The sequence below is a fragment of the Octadecabacter antarcticus 307 genome, from assembly GCF_000155675.2.
GTDB classification, from domain to species: domain Bacteria; phylum Pseudomonadota; class Alphaproteobacteria; order Rhodobacterales; family Rhodobacteraceae; genus Octadecabacter; species Octadecabacter antarcticus.
In genome coordinates this window covers 4,070,799-4,088,887 of the sequence record NC_020911.1, presented here as the reverse complement: position 1 = coordinate 4,088,887, position 18,089 = coordinate 4,070,799, and the positions used below count along the sequence as shown (strand labels likewise).

Annotated in this window: 17 protein-coding genes and 1 tRNA gene; 8 read left to right on the top strand and 10 right to left on the bottom strand. The window is 54.7% G+C overall.

What is annotated here, in order from left to right:
- The first annotated feature begins 35 nt into the window (after window positions 1–35).
- Complete coding sequence (locus OAN307_RS20950) at window positions 36–1,646, top strand: GMC family oxidoreductase (RefSeq protein ID WP_015501495.1); 1,611 nt, start codon at window positions 36–38, stop codon at window positions 1,644–1,646.
- 74 nt (window positions 1,647–1,720) lie between these two features.
- On the opposite strand, the gene OAN307_RS20945 is transcribed toward OAN307_RS20950, so the two are convergent.
- On the bottom strand, window positions 1,721–3,424 hold the full coding sequence (locus OAN307_RS20945) for a hydantoinase B/oxoprolinase family protein (RefSeq protein WP_015501494.1): 1,704 nt from the start codon (window positions 3,422–3,424) through the stop codon (window positions 1,721–1,723).
- Window positions 3,421–5,496, bottom strand: coding sequence for a hydantoinase/oxoprolinase family protein (locus OAN307_RS20940; protein WP_015501493.1), 2,076 nt, complete (start codon window positions 5,494–5,496; stop codon window positions 3,421–3,423). Before OAN307_RS20940 ends, OAN307_RS20945 begins: the two co-directional genes overlap by 4 nt.
- Window positions 5,497–5,709: 213 nt before the next feature.
- Here OAN307_RS20940 and yghU point away from each other — a divergent pair, with 213 nt between their 5' ends.
- The 3 genes from yghU (at window position 5,710) to OAN307_RS20925 (ending at window position 8,447) form a co-directional block, all read left to right on the top strand.
- The gene (yghU, locus tag OAN307_RS20935; RefSeq protein ID WP_015501492.1) at window positions 5,710–6,546 is read left to right on the top strand and encodes a glutathione-dependent disulfide-bond oxidoreductase; all 837 of its coding nucleotides are present in this window, start codon (window positions 5,710–5,712) and stop codon (window positions 6,544–6,546) included.
- 37 nt (window positions 6,547–6,583) lie between these two features.
- Window positions 6,584–6,913: a hypothetical protein gene (locus OAN307_RS20930; RefSeq protein WP_015501491.1), complete on the top strand. Its 330-nt coding sequence runs from the start codon at window positions 6,584–6,586 to the stop codon at window positions 6,911–6,913.
- A 253-nt stretch (window positions 6,914–7,166) separates the two neighbouring features.
- Window positions 7,167–8,447 (top strand): DUF3422 family protein, encoded by a 1,281-nt coding sequence (locus OAN307_RS20925; RefSeq protein WP_015501490.1) that lies wholly within the window; start codon window positions 7,167–7,169, stop codon window positions 8,445–8,447.
- A 633-nt stretch (window positions 8,448–9,080) separates the two neighbouring features.
- Here the strand turns inward: OAN307_RS20925 and OAN307_RS20915 are convergent.
- Entirely contained in the window at window positions 9,081–10,121 is a 1,041-nt protein-coding gene (locus tag OAN307_RS20915) for an IS110 family RNA-guided transposase (protein ID WP_015498238.1), read from the bottom strand.
- Window positions 10,122–10,631: 510 nt separating this feature from the next.
- Here OAN307_RS20915 and OAN307_RS29210 point away from each other — a divergent pair.
- Window positions 10,632–10,838, top strand: coding sequence for a hypothetical protein (locus OAN307_RS29210; protein ID WP_187292507.1), 207 nt, complete (start codon window positions 10,632–10,634; stop codon window positions 10,836–10,838).
- The gene (locus OAN307_RS20910) at window positions 10,810–11,742 is read left to right on the top strand and encodes an IS5-like element ISOan4 family transposase (protein ID WP_015500679.1); all 933 of its coding nucleotides are present in this window, start codon (window positions 10,810–10,812) and stop codon (window positions 11,740–11,742) included. Before OAN307_RS29210 ends, OAN307_RS20910 begins: the two co-directional genes overlap by 29 nt.
- A gap of 487 nt (window positions 11,743–12,229) precedes the next feature.
- On the opposite strand, the gene OAN307_RS20905 is transcribed toward OAN307_RS20910, so the two are convergent.
- The 3 genes from OAN307_RS20905 to OAN307_RS20895 all read right to left on the bottom strand — a co-directional run bounded on the left by OAN307_RS20905 (window position 12,230) and on the right by OAN307_RS20895 (window position 13,292).
- A complete protein-coding gene (locus OAN307_RS20905) occupies window positions 12,230–12,490 on the bottom strand; it encodes a hypothetical protein (protein WP_144055654.1) in 261 nt (86 codons plus the stop codon).
- Between the two features lie 266 nt (window positions 12,491–12,756).
- Window positions 12,757–12,832, bottom strand: a tRNA-Ala gene (locus OAN307_RS20900).
- A 133-nt stretch (window positions 12,833–12,965) separates the two neighbouring features.
- The gene (locus OAN307_RS20895; RefSeq protein ID WP_015501488.1) at window positions 12,966–13,292 is read right to left on the bottom strand and encodes a TIGR02300 family protein; all 327 of its coding nucleotides are present in this window, start codon (window positions 13,290–13,292) and stop codon (window positions 12,966–12,968) included.
- Window positions 13,293–13,400: 108 nt separating this feature from the next.
- On the opposite strand from OAN307_RS20895, the gene OAN307_RS20890 reads away from it, so the two are divergent.
- Both OAN307_RS20890 and OAN307_RS20885 read left to right on the top strand, forming a co-directional pair.
- Entirely contained in the window at window positions 13,401–14,090 is a 690-nt protein-coding gene (locus tag OAN307_RS20890; protein WP_015501487.1) for a M48 family metallopeptidase, read from the top strand.
- A 31-nt stretch (window positions 14,091–14,121) separates the two neighbouring features.
- Window positions 14,122–14,772, top strand: coding sequence for a GntR family transcriptional regulator (locus OAN307_RS20885; protein ID WP_015501486.1), 651 nt, complete (start codon window positions 14,122–14,124; stop codon window positions 14,770–14,772).
- Here OAN307_RS20885 and OAN307_RS20880 read toward each other — a convergent pair.
- The 4 genes from OAN307_RS20880 to OAN307_RS20865 form a co-directional block, all read right to left on the bottom strand.
- Complete coding sequence (locus OAN307_RS20880; RefSeq protein WP_187292506.1) at window positions 14,769–15,587, bottom strand: tellurite resistance TerB family protein; 819 nt, start codon at window positions 15,585–15,587, stop codon at window positions 14,769–14,771. The genes OAN307_RS20885 and OAN307_RS20880 overlap by 4 nt on opposite strands.
- A gap of 215 nt (window positions 15,588–15,802) precedes the next feature.
- Window positions 15,803–17,191 (bottom strand): dihydrolipoyl dehydrogenase, encoded by a 1,389-nt coding sequence (gene lpdA, locus OAN307_RS20875; protein WP_015501484.1) that lies wholly within the window; start codon window positions 17,189–17,191, stop codon window positions 15,803–15,805.
- Window positions 17,192–17,287: 96 nt separating this feature from the next.
- On the bottom strand, window positions 17,288–17,701 hold the full coding sequence (locus OAN307_RS20870) for an MAPEG family protein (protein ID WP_044044178.1): 414 nt from the start codon (window positions 17,699–17,701) through the stop codon (window positions 17,288–17,290).
- Window positions 17,698–18,081: a hypothetical protein gene (locus OAN307_RS20865; protein ID WP_015501483.1), complete on the bottom strand. Its 384-nt coding sequence runs from the start codon at window positions 18,079–18,081 to the stop codon at window positions 17,698–17,700. The genes OAN307_RS20870 and OAN307_RS20865 overlap by 4 nt, the downstream gene beginning before the upstream one ends.
- Window positions 18,082–18,089: the final 8 nt, after the last annotated feature.

Genomic DNA, 18,089 nt, shown 5'->3' with positions numbered 1-18,089 from the left:
TGCGCCGCCATCAATTTTGTGTCAGGGGCCACCGCATGGAACATTTAGAGGCCGACTACATTGTTGTGGGCGCTGGCTCTGCGGGGTGCGTCATCGCAAACCGGTTAAGCGCCAATCCAAAGCACAAGGTTATCCTGCTGGAAGCGGGGGGCCGTGACCTCAATCCATGGATCCATATTCCTGTAGGGTATTTCAAGACCATTCATAATCCAAAAGTTGATTGGTGCTACAAAACCGAACCCGATCCCGGTCTGAACGGGCGGTCGATCGAATGGCCGCGTGGCAAGGTTTTAGGCGGGTCATCGTCGCTCAACGGGCTTTTGTATGTGCGCGGTCAGAGCCAAGATTATGATCGCTGGCGGCAGATGGGCAACACCGGCTGGGGCTGGGATGATGTTTTGCCTTTGTTCAAGCGATCCGAGAAAAACGAACGCGGCGCGGATGAATACCACGGCAACGAGGGCCCACTGTCTGTGTCCAACATGCGCATCCAGCGCCCGATTACGGATGCATGGGTTGCGGCGGCGCAGGCTGCTGGCTATCCGTTCAACCCAGATTACAACGGCGCCAAGCAAGAAGGCGTTGGGTTTTTCCAGCTCACCGCACGCAATGGCCGTCGGTGCAGCGCGGCAGTGGCATACCTTAACCCAATAAGATCCCGTAAAAATCTGCGGATCATCACCCATGCGGCTGTCGATAAAGTCATCGTGGACGGCAAACGCGCCACGGGCGTAACATATACGGACAAAGCGGGGCGTACGCATATTGTCAAAGCCAGCCGCGAAATTATTCTGTCTGGTGGCGCGATCAATTCGCCGCAATTGTTGATGCTATCTGGCATCGGCGACGCGGACCAACTGCGCGAACATGGCATCGACGTCGTGGCCGATCTGCCCGGTGTCGGCAAAAATATGCAAGACCACCTACAAGCACGGCTGGTTTATAAATGCAACGAACCAACCCTGAACGACGAAGTGTCCAGCCTTATGGGTCAGGCGAAAATCGCGTTGAAATACTTGATGTTCCGCGCTGGCCCAATGACGATGGCCGCCAGTCTTGCGACCGGATTTATAAAAACCCGCGACGATTTAGAAACCCCCGACATCCAATTCCATGTCCAGCCGTTGTCTGCCGAAAATCCAGGCAAAGGCGCTGATAAATTCTCGGCGTTCACGACGTCGGTCTGTCAATTGCGGCCTGAATCGCGCGGTGAAATTCGTTTGAAATCAACTGATCCACGCGAATACCCCGCGATCATCCCGAATTATCTGTCGACTAAAACCGATTGCGACACTGCCGTGGCAGGGGTGAACATCGCCCGTACGATTGCGCGCCACGCGCCGCTCACCTCAAAAATATCAGAAGAATTCCGCCCCCACGCGGACCTTGATATCAACGATTATGATGCGACCTTAGATTGGGCCCGCAACAACACCGCATCAATCTACCACCCCACAGGAACCTGCAAAATGGGCAGTGGTAAAGACGCCGTGGTAGACGCACGTCTGCGCGTCCATGGTATTGCAGGCCTAAGGGTGGCGGATTGTTCGATTATGCCCGAAATCGTGTCCGGCAACACCAACGCGCCTGCGATCATGATCGGCGAAAAATGCAGCGATCTGGTGCATGAGGACGCAAATATCTAGGCTAGGAGTTGCGATGACCGCGCGCCATCCCGTGTCGCCACCGTCGGCGACAATGAAAACTGGGTCGTCCACGGCTAAATGTCTTCACCGCGCAACACGACTGCCTGCACCGCAGCAATGTCATCCGCGCTAAGCCCGTAGTCCCGCGCCGCTACCTCGGGTGAAATATATCCCCGCGCCAAGTCCCGTTTCACAAGGTTCGGATCGCGGTCCGCCACGACGCCGTAGCCCGCCCCACCGGGGAACGCCATCACCACGCGCCGCCCATGTGCCACGAATTGTTTGCCCTTGCCGTTCATCGCAGTGCCGTCGTCTTGCGCAATCGTCGTCGGCGCGCCGTGTTGTCCGCCGCGGCGACCACGCGCCGGGTGATCCACGCGGTCAAACATCGCTTGAATGTCGAATTCGTGTCCCGCGCGCGCACCTACTTCCATGTGTTGTCCAAGACCGCCGCGCTGCTTACCGGCCCCGCCGGAATCTGGTCGCAGTTCCTTGCGCCAGATGATCACTGGCCCCGCATGTTCCGTGGCTTCGATTGGCATCGTCATAACGCCTGATGGAAAGGCTGTTGCGTTCAGCCCATCGTGTTCTGGTCGCGCACCTGCACCGCCGGAATTGAACGTCAAGACCTCGGAGCGCACCGCGTCTGCTGGGGCGGGGGCGTCGGTGCGTGGGCGCAAGGAAACCTGGAAATTGCACAGGCATCCAGCGCCTTCGGCGGGCACCAGATCAGGCATGATTTTATCAAGCGCGTCATACACCGTGTCGGGGATGAAATGCCCGATGATATGGCGCAGTGCGACGGGTGCGGGATGCACTGCGTTGACAATGGAATCCACAGGGGCGGTAATTTCAAACGGCGCTAAGGACGCGGCATTGTTGGGGATTTCCGGCGCGATAGCACATTTCAAAGCGTAGCAAGCATATGCCTTGGTATAAACCAGCGGCACATTAATGCCCTTTTTATCAAGCCCAGATGTGCCCGTAAAATCGGACAGAATTCGGTCCTGTTCAATGCTCAGTTTCACTTTCAGGGTGATCGGCGTGTCGAACCCGTCGATGGTCATTTCGCCGCGCGCCGAAGTGCGGGGCAGGGCGTTGATCCGTTCCAGCGTTGCACGCCGTGAGTTGTCGAGGATGAATGCCGCGATGCCAATTAGATTATCCAGCCCAAACTCTTCAATCATCTCGATCAAACGACGGTGCCCGATTTCATTGCAGGTGGCGAGCGCATAGAGATCACCGATCAATTGCTGTGGTTCGCGGACATTGCCGCGCACGATCCTAACCAGCGTTTCATCAACGACCCCGTGATCCGCGAATTTCATGATCGGGATTTGGAGCCCTTCCTCATAGATGCTTGCTGCGTCTGCCCCGAACCCGCGCCCGCCGATGTCGACAATATGCGCGGTGCAGGCGAAAAATCCCACAAGGGTGTCGCGATGAAACGATGGTGTGACCATGGTAAAGTCATGCAGATGGCCCGTGCCTTCCCACGGATCGTTTGTGATATAAACATCGCCTTCAAAGATGTGATCGCGCCCGATGCGACGGATGAAATGTGCGACGGCGTCGGCCATCGCGTTGACATGACCCGGTGTTCCAGTGACCGCTTGCGCCAGCATCTGACCGTCCAGATCATAGATCCCCGCCGATAGATCGCCTGCCTCACGAACTGACGTCGAAAACGCGGTGCGAACCAATGCTTGCGCCTGTTCTTCGACGACTGAAATCAGGCGGTTCCACATGACTTGGTAGGCGACATTCGAATTGGTCATGATTTGGTCCTTATGTCGATACAGCCGTCCGGTTGGCGTGATGCCATACGTGATGTCGGGACGATGATTGTGGTCTCGTCCTCGGTGATTGCGGCGGGGCCAAACACGGATGATCCAGCGTGCATCGCGTCGCGCAACACCACTGCGGCGTCTTGGAATTCTGCCGCCGCGGGATCGAATAATCGGCGCTGTCCAATGGTTGGTGCCGCTGCACCTGCCGCGACCTCAGCAGTGCGACCAACATGGTCTGGTGGGGTTGTGGCATTGACGGACCACACGGTGATTTCGATGTCCATCCCGTCGACAGAACGCCCAAATAACTTAGTGTAATCTTCGATAAAGCGCGCCTTGAACGTAGCGGCGTCCGGCGCCATCGCCTGCGCTTGCGTCAGCGTGATCGGGATCTCCCAACCCTGGCCTGTATAGCGCATATAGACCTTGAATTTGCTTAGGATTTCCGCATCCGCAGAACAGGTTCGCACGAACCCTGTGGCTTCTTTTTCGAGGTCGCCAAGCAATGTGACAATTGCACCGGGATCAAAATCCGACAGTTTCATATAGACCGACCTGTTGGCCTCAAACGAGAACGGTGCGCGCAGGAACCCTATGGCCGATCCGACGCCCGCGCCCGGTGGTACCAGCATGCGTTCAACGCCGAGCTTTTCACACAAGCGACCCGCATGAAGTGGTGCGGCACCGCCGAACGCGATCATGGTGTATTCGCTGAGGTCTTCGCCGTTTTCGACTGCGTGAACGCGTGCGGCATTTGCCATATTTTCGTCCACAACTTCGGCCAGTCCAAATGCCGATGTCGCGGCGTCCATGTCCAATACATCGCCCAAAACTGTCCGCAACGCGGCCTCGGCTGCGGGTGTGTTTAGTGTGATTGTACCGCCTGCAAAATCGTCTGGATCAAGTTTTCCCAACACCAAATCCGCGTCCGTCACGGCGGGGTGCAGGCCGCCGCGCCCGTAGCACGCAGGCCCCGGTTCGGACCCTGCACTTTCGGGGCCAACGCGGATCTGGCGCATCGCATCGACGGACCCGAGTGAGCCACCGCCAGCCCCGATTTCGACCATGTCGATCACGGGAATTGAGATTGGCATGCCAGACCCTTTTTTGAACCGATACGTCCGCGCGACCTCAAACACACGGCTGGTTTTCGGGGTCTGGTTTTTGATCAGACAAATCTTTGCCGTCGTCCCGCCCATGTCAAAGCTAAGCACCTTATCCAGCCCGTAACGCGCCGCGATGTGGGCCGCGAAAACTGCGCCCCCAGCAGGGCCGGATTCGACGAGTCGCACAGGGAAATCTGCGGCACTTTGAAGTGAAATTATCCCACCACCTGAATGCATTAGGAAAATTTTGCAGTCCACGCCCTCAGTGCTTAATCGCGCCTCAAGACGGCTTAGATAGCTCTTCATCAGGGGTTTGATGTAGGCGTTGGCGACAACTGTATTGAAGCGTTCGTATTCGCGCATCTGCGGCGAGACTTCGCAGCTGATCGACACCATCGCATCAGGCATTTTGTCGGCAAAAACTTGTGCGACCAGCCGTTCGTGCATGGGGTTCAAATAGCTGTGGATCAGGCCAATCGCGATGCTTTCATAACCCGCCGCGGCGATCTTTGCGACAACGGGTTCGATGTCAGCGCGGGTGAGCGGGATCAGTTCCACACCCAGTGCATCTATGCGCCCGGGCACTGTGTAGCGCATCTGACGTGGCAACAAAGGTTCCGGCAGGGTCAGGTTAAGATCATATTGTTCAAATCGGGATTCTGTCCGCATTTCAATGACATCACGGAACCCTTCGGTGGTAATCAATGCTGTCTTCGCACCGCGCCGTTCGATCAAAGCATTGGTTGCCAGAGTGGTGCCGTGGATGATTTGGCCAATGTCGGATGGCGTAATTCCAGACTTTTCACAGACCTTATGAATGCCGTCGATGATCGCATTTTCGGGGGCTGTATAGGTCGTCAGAACCTTTGTTGAAAAGGTCTTGCCACCCGTCTCTAGGACGACATCCGTGAACGTGCCGCCGATATCAACGCCGAGCCGTGCAATCGCAGCCATGACAGTCCCCTTTTGCTTTTTCAGGGACTTTGGGGCCGGACACCGTAAGACGCAACCTTTGTGAATTTCGCGTCAAGCCATACGGCTTTATACAAACAGAAAACTGCGGCTCGTATGGTTTGTACAAAACTTTTTAGGTGGATGACGCGCGGTGCCCATTGCACCTGCCGCCTACGACCCTAGCTTGGTTAGTGTATAGTTAAGGAAACGATAATGACCTACACGCCCCCTAAAGTTTGGACTTGGGATTCTGAGAGCGGCGGCAAGTTTGCCAGCATCAATCGCCCCATCGCGGGGGCGACCCACGACAAAGATCTGCTCGTGGGAAAGCACCCTTTGCAGCTGCATTCGCTGGCGACACCGAACGGGGTGAAAGTCACGGTGATGCTGGAGGAGCTTTTGGCCAAAGGTTACGCTGCCGATTACGACGCGTGGTTCATCGACATCAATGAGGGCGACCAGTTTTCCAGTGGTTTCGTAGACGTAAACCCCAATTCCAAAATTCCGGCGCTGTTCGACAAATCGACCGGCGTGCGAGTTTTTGAAAGTGGCGCGATCTTGCTATACCTCGCCGAGAAATTTCGCGCGTTTTTGCCGCGCGACATCGAAGGGCGCACCGAGACGCTGAACTGGCTGTTCTGGCTGCAAGGTTCAGCACCTTATCTGGGCGGCGGTTTTGGCCATTTTTACGCCTACGCGCCGGAGAAATTTGAATATCCGATCAATCGTTTCGCGATGGAGGCCAAGCGCCAGTTAGATGTTTTGAACCAACAGCTGGAAGACAATCGCTATCTGGCAGGCGACGAATACACGATCGCGGATATGGCGACGGCGCCGTGGTATGGCGCGTTGGTCAAAGGGCTGGTCTATGACGCAGCTGAATTTCTCGACGTGGAAAGCTACGAGAATGTGAACCGCTGGGCGAATGATGTTTTTGCGCGTCCAGCGTTCCAGCGTGGCAAAATGGTCAATCGCACATGGGGTGAGCCGCATGAACAGCTGCGCGAGCGCCATGATGCGGCAGATTTTGACGGAGTGCCGAAGAAGTAGACCAAGGTGTAAGGTTTCGGCTGTACTGTCGTGCGAAATGATCTGGCCTGCAAAAGCCAAAATTGTTAGCCTTCGTGACGGCCCAACGTCAAAGACCAATACGAAGCAACCCCCCTTTCCAGATCGGGACCCTGCGGATGAGGCCAAGCGGCTGATCACCGGTTCCCTGTCTTATCCGCGCGAAATTGACCATTTCTTATTCGGGGGTACGCGCGATTGGACCAAACCCCTTCGCGCACTTTTTGCGGGTGGCGGCACAGGAGGCTGGCTGATCCAATTGGCCCAATTGCTGACGGCCGCCAAACGACCCTATGACATTACCTATATCGATAGGCCCAAATCGTTGCGCGCAGGCCGCCAAACTTGACCCCATCGCGGCGCACAGCATTTGGGCGCAGGTAGAAGATGCGTTCTTACCGTGGGGTATGTTGCTCTACTCAAATCTGTTGACACGGACGTAGCGGCAATGATCTGAGAAGGATGCGCCACAGTAAAAGCGAAAGTCGGTCCCTGGCGTAACGAAGGAATCAGCGTGCGGTTTTGCCGCCTTAAAAAGTATTCCCGTTCGTATAGGCGTGGTTACTATTGTTACAAACGAAATTGAGTCAGGTTTTAATCTTATGTCCCCAGTCGTCGAACACCCGTTGCGTTACGCGATGTCCAACGAACTTCATGCGCGCCCCTTTCCGATAGTGACTGCGCCGAGCCATGCGTCATATTTGGCGATCAAGCCAGCAGTGAACGCAGCAGGGCGTGATCGTGACGCTGATATGGCTCACCTTTTGAATTTGTTGGACCGTTATGGGGCAGAACATCCGCAAGTTGGGGCTACGCATTATTCCGGCCAAATCGGTCGGCATCAGCTGAAATGGGAAAGCCACACAGAGTTTGTAACCTACACTATTTTTGGGGGTGGCGATTCAATCAAACCCTTTGAAGAAGAGAACTTTGGCGTGTTCCCAAAGGACTGGCTAGATGCTGCCGTTGGGACACGGTTAACATCTGCGTTGATCCGCGTCGACGTCTTCGAGAGTGACGATAAGACCGTTGAGAAAACAAAAGATTGGTTTGTTCCCGAGAGCCTGGCAATCAGCAAAGTGTTGGACGATCAGTTGGTGATCGCAGGCGACTTTCACATCGATCAAAACGGCCACACCCGCTTTGCTGTTTTTCCTCGGCCAAGCTGTGGTGACCGCCGGATTGGCCGTGTCATCCAGCGCCTTTGCGAGATTGAGACCTATAAATCAATGGCGATGCTCGGTCTGAACCGGGCGCGTGAACTTGGGTCCGACATGGGCGCGACTGAAACAACGCTGAACGATTTGTCCTCCGAGATGCGTGGTGCCGCCGCCAAACATGACGAGATGTTGGAACACCTTCTCGCCGTTTCGGCGGAGTTGGAGAATAGCATCGCACAAACTTCGTTCCGGTTTGGCGCAACAGAGGCCTACGAAACAATCGTGAACCAGCGTATTGAGGTCCTGCGTGAAGATCGTTTTTTGGGCATGCAGACCTTTTCTGAATTTATGATGCGTCGATTTGATCCAGCAATGCGCACCGTTAAATCAACCCAGAAGCGGCTAAAAGACATGTCAGAGCGGGCGCTGAGAGTGGGCAATTTATTGCGCACACGGGTGGATGTTGAACGGTCGATGCAAAACCAATTGCTGCTTGAAAGCATGGATCGGCGTGCGGGCCTGCAACTTCGGTTGCAACATACCGTGGAAGGACTATCGGTCGTGGCGATTAGCTACTATGCGGTCAATCTTGCGCTCTATATGCTCGCCCCGCTCGAAATAGCTCTCGGCGTGCCGAAATTTGCGATGGCGGCCTTCGTGACACCGGCTGTGCTGCTGCTGGTTTGGTACATGGTAAGGCGTATTCACGATCAAAGTGAATGAGTGTTAGTGACAGCGTCATTCGACCACATCCGAGGCGCAGCGTTCTAACGCTTGTCTTATTCACTGAAATAAAAGGGAATAGTGGAGCATAGCGGGAACTCCACCACATAATTAGACCATTGATAAGGCTTGGAACAGCAGTGTGCGATTGATGTTGTGTCGCACGTTAGTGTCACCCTTGACAGTTCGCAATGGCACTCAGTGGGGTTAAGATATGGCTGCTGATCGAATACCCTAGTTCGTGCGATTATAATTGTGCAACGACCGAGAGGGCGGTAAGCCGACTTTCGCTGCGGTCGTGGTCAAGGGCAGCTGTCCAGATAAAGCGACTTTTGGTAACAGTAAGGCCAATGGTCGCTTTCAAAAAATGGGCACAGGCCCAACGGGTTTCTATGCGTTCAAAAACGGTTCTCTGTTTGCGGCCTTGTCAAGCGGGTTAGCGATCTGTCCGTTCGGGGTCATGGTTCTCTCCGAGGTCGCGCATTGCGCCTCATGATGGTTTTCGGTGGTGGATCGTCTCCAATGTCGTTTGCGGGTTACGTGGCAGTTGCTCCGTCCCAACCGTTTTTACGAGATCGATCAACCTCCGTCCCGTCGGGACTTCGCTTCCCGCCCGTCCGGCAAGAATTCAGTTCAGGCAGTGGCCTCTTGTGTCCATTGATAGTCGGTTCCTGATTTCCAGAGCGTCAGCATCAACACTGCAATCTTGCGCGCGGTGGCAACAGCGGCTTTGCGGAAGCCTCGCCGCCCAGCCAGTCGGACGGCCCAGGACTTCAACGCTGAGAAGCGCTTCACCTGTCTAATGACACAGGACGCCGCTTCAAACAGTAGCCCCCGCATCGCTGCATCTCCGCACTTTGAGACACGGCCCGACCAATCCATTTCACTCGATTGGTGCCGCCTCGGCGTCAAACCGAGAAACGCACCCACGTCTGAGGTTTTACTGAACCGATTGGGATCGTCGACGAGTGCTGCAAAACTGAGTGATACAATTGGGCCAACTCCGGGAATGGTCATGAGGCGACGCGCGATGGGATTACTTTTGGACTTCGCCCTCAATGCGGCATCAAAGTCAGCGGTCGCCTTGCACAGCGTGATGTGGGCGGCGATGAACCCGTCTGCGATGGTGCGCAGCACGGGATCGGTTTCTCCAGCGGCGGCCAGTTGATCGCGAAATCCTTGCCTTTGCTGCGCCTGACCTATCCCAGTCATTCGGATACCAAAGGCCTTCAGAACGCCTCGGATGTGGCCTTCCAGATCCTTGCGCAGTCGGATCATACGCTCTCGTCCTCCGACTAACACCCGCAATAGATCCGACTCTTCACTGCGAATGTGAACCGGAGTGAACCAGTTCATCCGTGCGAGTTGCGCGAGGCCTTCTGCATCAGCGCTGTCCGACTTATTCAACCGTGCAGACAAACTCTTATGGGCCTTGCGGGCATCGATGCAGATTGCTGGTAAGCCCAATTGCACCATCCCGCGTTGTAGCCAGATCGAAAGCTGTCCGCTTTCATGCACAATCCGTTTTGGAGCCAGAGATCGGTTCTTAAACCAACCTGCCACCCCTTCGGGATCAGCTGGCGCGGTGCCTTGTGCCACAATCGCCCCGTCATCATCGATAATACAGATCGAAATTTCTTTGAGCGAAACGTCTAATCCTGCATAATATGTCATGGTCGTTCTCCTCACGGCTTGTTTCCATGAGGCCAGTATAGCAGGACCTCGTTCGCCACCGCAGAGCGGCCGCCGCAATCACACCATGTCCTTTTTGGGAGGCTGCCTTCAAACAGTGCCAAGTAATGCCCACCACCATTCCAGTACCGAACGAAAAGGATCTCTAGATGAAATTATTTCTCCATATGCCAAAGTGTGCGGGCACATCTGTAAGAAATTATATTGATAAAACTATGCCCAATTTACTGAAAAAGACTACCATAGTTTTTTTAAAATTCCTGAACCAGAACGATCCAAGGTGGTCCTCGAACACCTAATAAACCCAGCACCGGCGCAAGATGATAATATTATCTATGGGCATTTTTCCCTGTTAAATATATTGGTGAAAACTCTAGTATTGAGGGTAATTATAAATTGGTAACAATTCTCCAAGATCCCATTCGGAGATTGCATTCACACTACGAGTTTTGGAGCGCGGGTGACTTTTCTGACCATTACCTTTGGTGGAAAATGAAACGTGAAAATTGGGATTTTGTAGATTTTGCTTTTTGTAGCGAAATGAGAAATTTTTATGCGCAGTACCTAACCCAAACTCCATTGAGCTACTTTTTATACATTGGCGTGGCTTTGTTGCACAAATCGCGTCACGAGGATTCACTGTATGAATCCAGCGTGATAGCTGGCGGTTATGAGCAGCTGGATACCTACAAAGTATAAGACCCGGAACTGGGCTGAGTACAATTTTTCACTGAAGATGCGGGGATCGCTTTCGATCTGGTTTGACGCGGGGATGACGTGGGAGGCTGTGCCTTCAGGGCGGCGGGGACGCCAACAAGCCTACAGCGATGCGGCGATACAAGCCTGCCTGACCCTCAAAGTGCTGTTCGGTTTGCCGTTGAGGCAGACGGCTGGATTTGTAGAAAGCCTTCTCAAGCTTGCCGGTCTGAACTGGTCAGTGCCGGATTTCAGTACCTTATGTCGCCGTCAGAGGACGTTATCGGTGGCCATCCCGTACAAGGGCTCAACCGGACCACTGCACCTGCTGATAGATAGTACAGGCATCAAGGCTGAGGGCGAAGGAGAATGGAACGCACGCAAGCACGGTGGACCCAAACGGCGGTTGTGGCGCAAGATACATATTGGGATTGATGAACAAACGCTGGAAATACGGGCCGTCGAGGTCACTAACAGCAGCATCGGGGACGCGCCCATGTTGCCTGACCTGCTCAATCAGATCCCCGCTGATCAGGAACTCGGTAGCGTCACAGCCGACGGGGCATACGACACCCGCAAATGCTACGATGCGATTGCCGCGCGAAATGCCCACGCCGTCATACCGCCGCGCAAGAATGCCAAGTTATGGAAGCACGACACACCCGGGGCCAGAGCGCGCAACGAAGCAGTGCGAGCCTCAAAGTATCTAGGCTCCGCGTTGTGGCGACAGGTGACCGGATATCACCGCAGAAGCCGCGTTGAGACAAAGATGCATTGTGTGAAATTACTGGGTCAGCGCCTCTCAGCGCGTGACTTTGATCGGCAGGTTGCGGAGATCCAAATCCGTGCTGCGATCCTAAACGGCTTCACAGCGCTTGGCATCCCCAAGACAGAGGCCGTAGGCTAAATCCGTCCGGTTTTAGGGGAAGTACGACCTCAACCCGATTTGTGCAACAAAGCCCATTGGCGTGCAAGAAAATTTAGAAAAATCTGTTGAACGATGCCTCGAGGAGCTCAGATTATATAAGACTAATAATATGGAAATACCTACTGCAAACGTGAATGATCAAAAGCCAGCCATTCATCTTAGTTCCAAGAAAATGAGTGAGCTTCGGGATTTTCACTGTGAAGATTATCTAATCTATGAATATGCAACTAGAAAATTTGATCACTAGACGTCACATTACTGCTCGCAACCCTGACAGGGTGGGTGTGCCAAAAACCCTCCTTTTTGGAACGCTCTCAAACTACATCGTTTGACGCTGCCAAAAAGGCCGCTTCGCCGGTAAGTGTATCGCTGCTGCTCTGTTCAGTGTAGTCGTAATTCTCCAGTGAAAGCCGGTGCTTTTCCCATGCTCTGAGCACGTCACGGTAGGCTAGCTTGTATTCACGCGTCACTCTTGCAGGGTTGGTAGTGGCTTCTGACTGAGGAATACCACTGGCCTTGCAGAATTGCCGCAGGAAGGCGTCTGTGCCTTCTGGGTGCAGATGCTCCAGAACTCTTCTTCGGATGCCTCAGCTAGCGCCTGAGAGGTTTCAACGGGCGCAAGTTCTCGTGCGGACATCGGGCCATCCGCATCAAGCCGATCCCGCTGGGTCGCCAACGCGTTTTTGAAGTATTTATGGACCAGTGCCCTAAGTTCATCGTGCCGCATGTCGGATGAAGCCTTTTTGTGCAGGAAGGCATCACCGCAGGATGCCAGATGCCTAGCAAGTTGCCCAGCACGTTTGGGGCACCGTGTCCTCAAAGACATCCGAAAGGAAGCCCGTTTAGCATTGAATTCGCAGCTTGGCAGGGGCCAGCGGAAATAAAAGATGCCATGTCGCGAGTGCGATAAGTATGAGTTTAGACGCATTGTCGTGCTCCACTTTCGTGGCACACCATTCTAACGCTTCTCTAAGTCACTGAAATAAAAGGGAATGGTGGAGCATAGCGGGATCGAACCGCTGACCTCCTGCATGCCATGCAGGCGCTCTCCCAGCTGAGCTAATGCCCCTAATAGTAGGGTGTCGTTCCCCGTCGTAAGTGGCTGCTTTCGCAGCGAGGTTAGACGTAAGATTTCTTTACGCAGGGGGGCGGGCGAGATCAAGAGAAAATCCCGCCCTAAAACCCCAAAAATTGAACGGGTATTAGGAATCGTCGTCCGGTGCGGCGACATCGGCGATTTCGTCCAGGGGGACTGTGTCGTCGTCATCATCTTCTAGAACGTCGTCACCCAGATTTGTATCATCGTCGTCCTCGTCATCGTCGAGCACGAGATCGTCGTCTTCCGCCTCTTCTTCCTTCGCCTTGGTCTGGGCGTCAGCAGCGTCGGCGACCATGGTGCGGGTCTTGCCGGTTTCCACCACAACGGTTTCACCCGTGTAGGGGCTGATGATCGGATCAGCGTTCAAGTCATAGAACCGTTTTCCGGTGGTCGGGCAGAGGCGTTTCGTGCCCCACTCTTCCTTTGGCATTTGATATTCCTTTGGACAGCGCAGGCCACTTGGCCGTGTCGTCGCCAACTGCCATAAGACACAAGTCGAGTCAAAGGCTATTGGCGCGGGTAAATATGAAAGGCGGATATGGGACGTTTGATCCTTGAAGGCAACCCCCCTGTGGAGGTGCTGTTGCGGCGATCTACGCGGGCGCGGCGGTTGTCGTTGCGCATATCGCGTCTGGATGGTCGGGCGACGCTGACGTTGCCACACCGCGTGCCGGAGCGCGAAGGCTTGGCGTTCCTGTATGAGCGTGAGGCGTGGTTGCGCGGTCATTTGGCCGCGATTGAACCTGACGTGCAGGTGCAGATCGGTGGGACGGTCCTGCTCAGGGGCGCTGAACTGCCGCTTGTGGCTGGTGACGTGAAACGGGCGCGACTGGTGAGCGGCGTGCTGGTCTTACCCGATGATCCAGCGAAAACAGCCAAACGTGTCGCAGCGTTCCTGAAATTGCGGGCGCGCGATGCTTTGGCGGATGCGTCTGACCGTTATTCGCAGGCTTTGGGGAAACCCTACGGGCGGATCAGTTTGCGCGATACGAGATCACGCTGGGGGTCGTGTTCATCGGCAGGCGATTTGATGTATTCGTGGCGCCTGATCATGGCCCCGCCAGAGGTGCTCAATTACGTTGCGGCGCATGAGGTTGCGCATTTGCAGCATATGGACCACAGCCCGCGATTTTGGGCCGCTGTTGAGCGGTTGTATCCAACGCATAAGGAATGCCGAACATGGTTGCGCACGCACGGTGGGGCGTTGCACCGCATACGTTTTGATTGACCTACCGTTCTGATGTGATCACAAGCGCCCTATGTTGATCCAATCCGAAGCGACCAAGCCGACGGGTGCTGCCCATGACCGTGTTTACCGCGCCCTTCGATCGCGCATTATGCACGGCGAGATTGACCCCGGGCAGGCGCTTACGCTTCGCGGAATTGGTAAGGAGTTTGGCGTGTCGATGACCCCAGCCCGGGAAGCAGGGCGGCGGTTGGTGGCCGAAGGCGCGTTGTCATTATCGTCATCGGGGCGGGTATCAACGCCGGAATTGTCCAATGAACGGATCGAAGAATTGGCGACATTGCGCGCTTTGTTAGAACCGGAATTGGCAGCACGGGCATTGCCGCGCGCGCACATGGCACTGATTGACCGGCTGGAAGAGATCAACAATCGCGTGGCGTCGGTGATCGCGCGCCAGGATGCACCGGGGTATATCCGGCTCAACCTGGAATTTCACCGCACGTTGTATTTAAGGGCTCAAGCGCCAGCAATGCTCGCCATGGCAGAGACGGTTTGGCTGCAACTTGGGCCCACGATGTCCAAACTCTATGGTCGGTTGCGGCGCACAGAGCCGCCCCGAAACCACAAACTTATCCTCGCGGCGCTAAAGGCGGGGGATGAAGCGAGTTTGAAGCTGGCTGTGCGTGCGGATGCGACGCAAGGCCTGCGAATGTTGAAAGTCTAAGTGGCCTGAACAGTTTGCAGATGAGCAGAAATACGCACCAGAGCGCTGCGAAATGGACCCGCGCCGATGCGCATCCGCTGTGCCAGATCCGACACCACGGCGTATTCATTCGGATAAATTTCACCATCCGCGACTGCGATATTCAGCGCCGCCTCTAGCACAATCTGGCGATCCTTATCGGACAGGTCTTGCCCGACTTGTTCAATATCGGACGGCGAAGGATTTAGTTTACTGAGCATGTCCATAACCTGTTGCGGCGTGTAGGTTTTACCCGTCAACCGCGTCAGAATTTTGGCGATCTGCTGCACTTCAGCATCATCAAGGCGACCGTCCGCGATCGCGACTTGCGACATCGCCACGAGGGAGTGGATCGCCAACAGATCAGGAGCGCCTGATTTACGGGGGCAACGCGAGCGGCCCAAAACAGCCCGCATTGCGCGAAACAAAAGCCCAAGAACGCCCACCACGAGCCATGCGTGGCCCCAGATGAGAGAGGTCAGATTGGCTGATGCGATTGGGGGAAGCGTCATGGGAACAAGGCTGGAGAGTTGCAAGACGGCGAAATCTTCAGGTGTTACTTTGCGAAAGCTGTTGCCAGTGCATCCGTCATTGGACAACGCATAGCCTTGAACCGTTGTGTAGACAGGCACAAATAAAACCTTTGCAAAATCAACGAGATGACACAAGGAAACGGTGCCAGTACCGTCCGCCTTTGGGATCGAGGTTTCAGCCACAAAGCGCAAGTCTTCGCCCCAACGTACTGCGCCAGCTTGCGCTGCGGACGCGACGGTCATCCCTAAGATGAGGGCGGTCACAGATATAAATTTTTGCATTGCATACCTTTCAGGCGTCATTTGAGGCAGGTATGCACGGCACTTGCGGCACAGATATGACGCTGATTGGACTGTGGGCGGGCCATTTTCGGCACCGCCCGTGATGTTGTTGTCTTAATGATTAACGAAACACTAACGGGCCCCTGATTGTTAACGAAACATTAAACGGGCCCGGTGGTTGGTGCAGGCTAAACCAGTTAGGCGTGGATCGCGCCGTCACCGCAGGCAAGTGCGGCTTCGCGCACGGCCTCTGAATAGGTCGGGTGGGCGTGGCAGGTGCGCGCGAGGTCCTCAGACGCTGCACCAAATTCCATCGCCACACAGATTTCGTGGATCAAATCACCCGCCATGGGGCCAATGATATGCGCACCCAAAATGCGGTCGGTTGCCTTATCTGCAAGAATTTTCACAAACCCGTCCCCGGCGAAATTTGCCTTGGCGCGGCCGTTGCCCATAAAGCTGAATTTGCCGACCTTATAGTCATGTCCGTCTTCTTTAAGCTGCTCTTCGGTTTTGCCGACATTGGCGACCTCGGGATGGGTGTAGATGACGCCTGGTATCACGCCATAGTTAACATGCGGTTTCTGCCCAGCGAGGCCTTCTGCGCAGGCCATGCCTTCGTCTTCGGCCTTATGCGCCAACATTGGCCCGTCGATGCAATCACCAAGGGCATAAATCCCGTCGATATTGGTTTTATAATGGGCATCGGTTTTGATCTGACCGCGCTGCGACATCTCAACACCCAGCGCGGCAAGGCCCAGCCCGTCGGTGAACGGACGCCGCCCCGTGGAGACCAGAACGGTGTCGGCATCAAGGGTGTGTTCGCTATCGTCTTTGCGCAATTTATAGCTGACTGTGGCTTTGTTGTTCTTGGCTTCGACGCCTTGCACAGCGGCACCCATAATGAATTCAAGCCCTTGTTTTGTAAGCAATTTTTTGAATGCCTTTTGCACTTCGGCGTCCATGCCGGGGGTGATCGCATCAAGGTATTCGATCACTGTGACGGCGGCCCCGAGGCGTTTGTAAACCGAGCCCAGTTCAAGCCCGATCACGCCTGCGCCGATCACGATCATCTTTTTGGGAATCTTGGCCAATTCCAACGCGCCGGTTGACGACACGACGGTCTTCTCGTCGATCTCAACACCGTTGAGGGAGGACACTTCGGAGCCAGATGCGATGATGATATTCTTGGCGTCATGCACGTCTTCGCCGACTTTGACTTTGCCCGCTTCGGGGATTGAACCCCACCCCTTGAGCCAGTCTATCTTATTCTTTTTAAACAGAAATTCGATGCCTTTGGTGTTGGCAGCGATGGTTTCGTTTTTATACGACATCATCTGTTTCCAATCGACCGATTGAGTCTTTCCCTTAAGGCCCATAGCCGCGAAATTATGTTCGGCCTCGTGCCGCATGTGGGACGCGTGCAACAGCGCCTTGGACGGGATGCAGCCAATGTTCAAACAGGTGCCACCCAGCGTTTCACGGCCTTCGACCACGGCTGTTTTCAGACCCAATTGCGCGCAACGAATGGCGCAAACGTAGCCGCCGGGGCCGGAGCCGATGATGATGACGTCATAACTGGACATGGGGTATTCCTTTGGGTTTTTGGCGTGTCGTTTGGCGGTATTTTAGGTGGGCACACAGCGTACACAAGCTGTACACATCTTGTATGTCAACGCGACTTATATAAGCGTGGAGATAATCATTGCGAGGGTCGCAGCGAAGCCGATGCACCAAACATAGCTGCGCCATGGGCTGAGGCCGAAGTAATAGGCGGGGACATAAGCGATCCGCGCAATCAGGTAAACGTAAGCGCAGGCGGCGGTGAAGGCAGTGTTTTGGCCGGACATTTGCACGACAACTACGGCGAGGGTAAAGAAAATCAACGCCTCAAAGTGGTTGTTCATCGCACGCGCAAGACGGCTTGTTTTGGTGGAGAGTTGTTCGATCATGGTCTTGCCGCCCATGCGGTCAGGGTCGCGCGCCGACATGGTTTTGGCTGGGCCAAGTTCAAGGTTTGCGGGGATCGCCATGAGGGCGAATTGGAGGGTTTGGAGGAGGCCTGCGAGGGCGAGGATTGTGAGTTCTGGGGTCATCGTAGCTCAACACCCAAGAGTAACAAAACTAGACCAATGGTGAAGCCAAATAAGCTAGTCAGGCCCATCACAGCGTTAAATGGGACAATCCAGTTATTCCAAAATTGGGACCAGCTAGATTGTTCATTGATTGCATAGAAGGTGTAAGAAACGCCCAAGCCAAGAAGTACGGCAACGATAGCAACCAAGAAAGCTATCATCGCGCTAATGATGCATCCGGTTTGGATTGTCACATTGGTTTGACTGGAAGCATTTCCTAGAAAAGTCAGCACCGACAGTATTGCACCGCCGTTTAACAAAATAAGGGTTCGCATAAACGCGAGGCCAAGTTGGTCCGCTCGGTCAAATCGATCCTTTTTAGCTGTATAAGTTTCGGTCATCTAACACC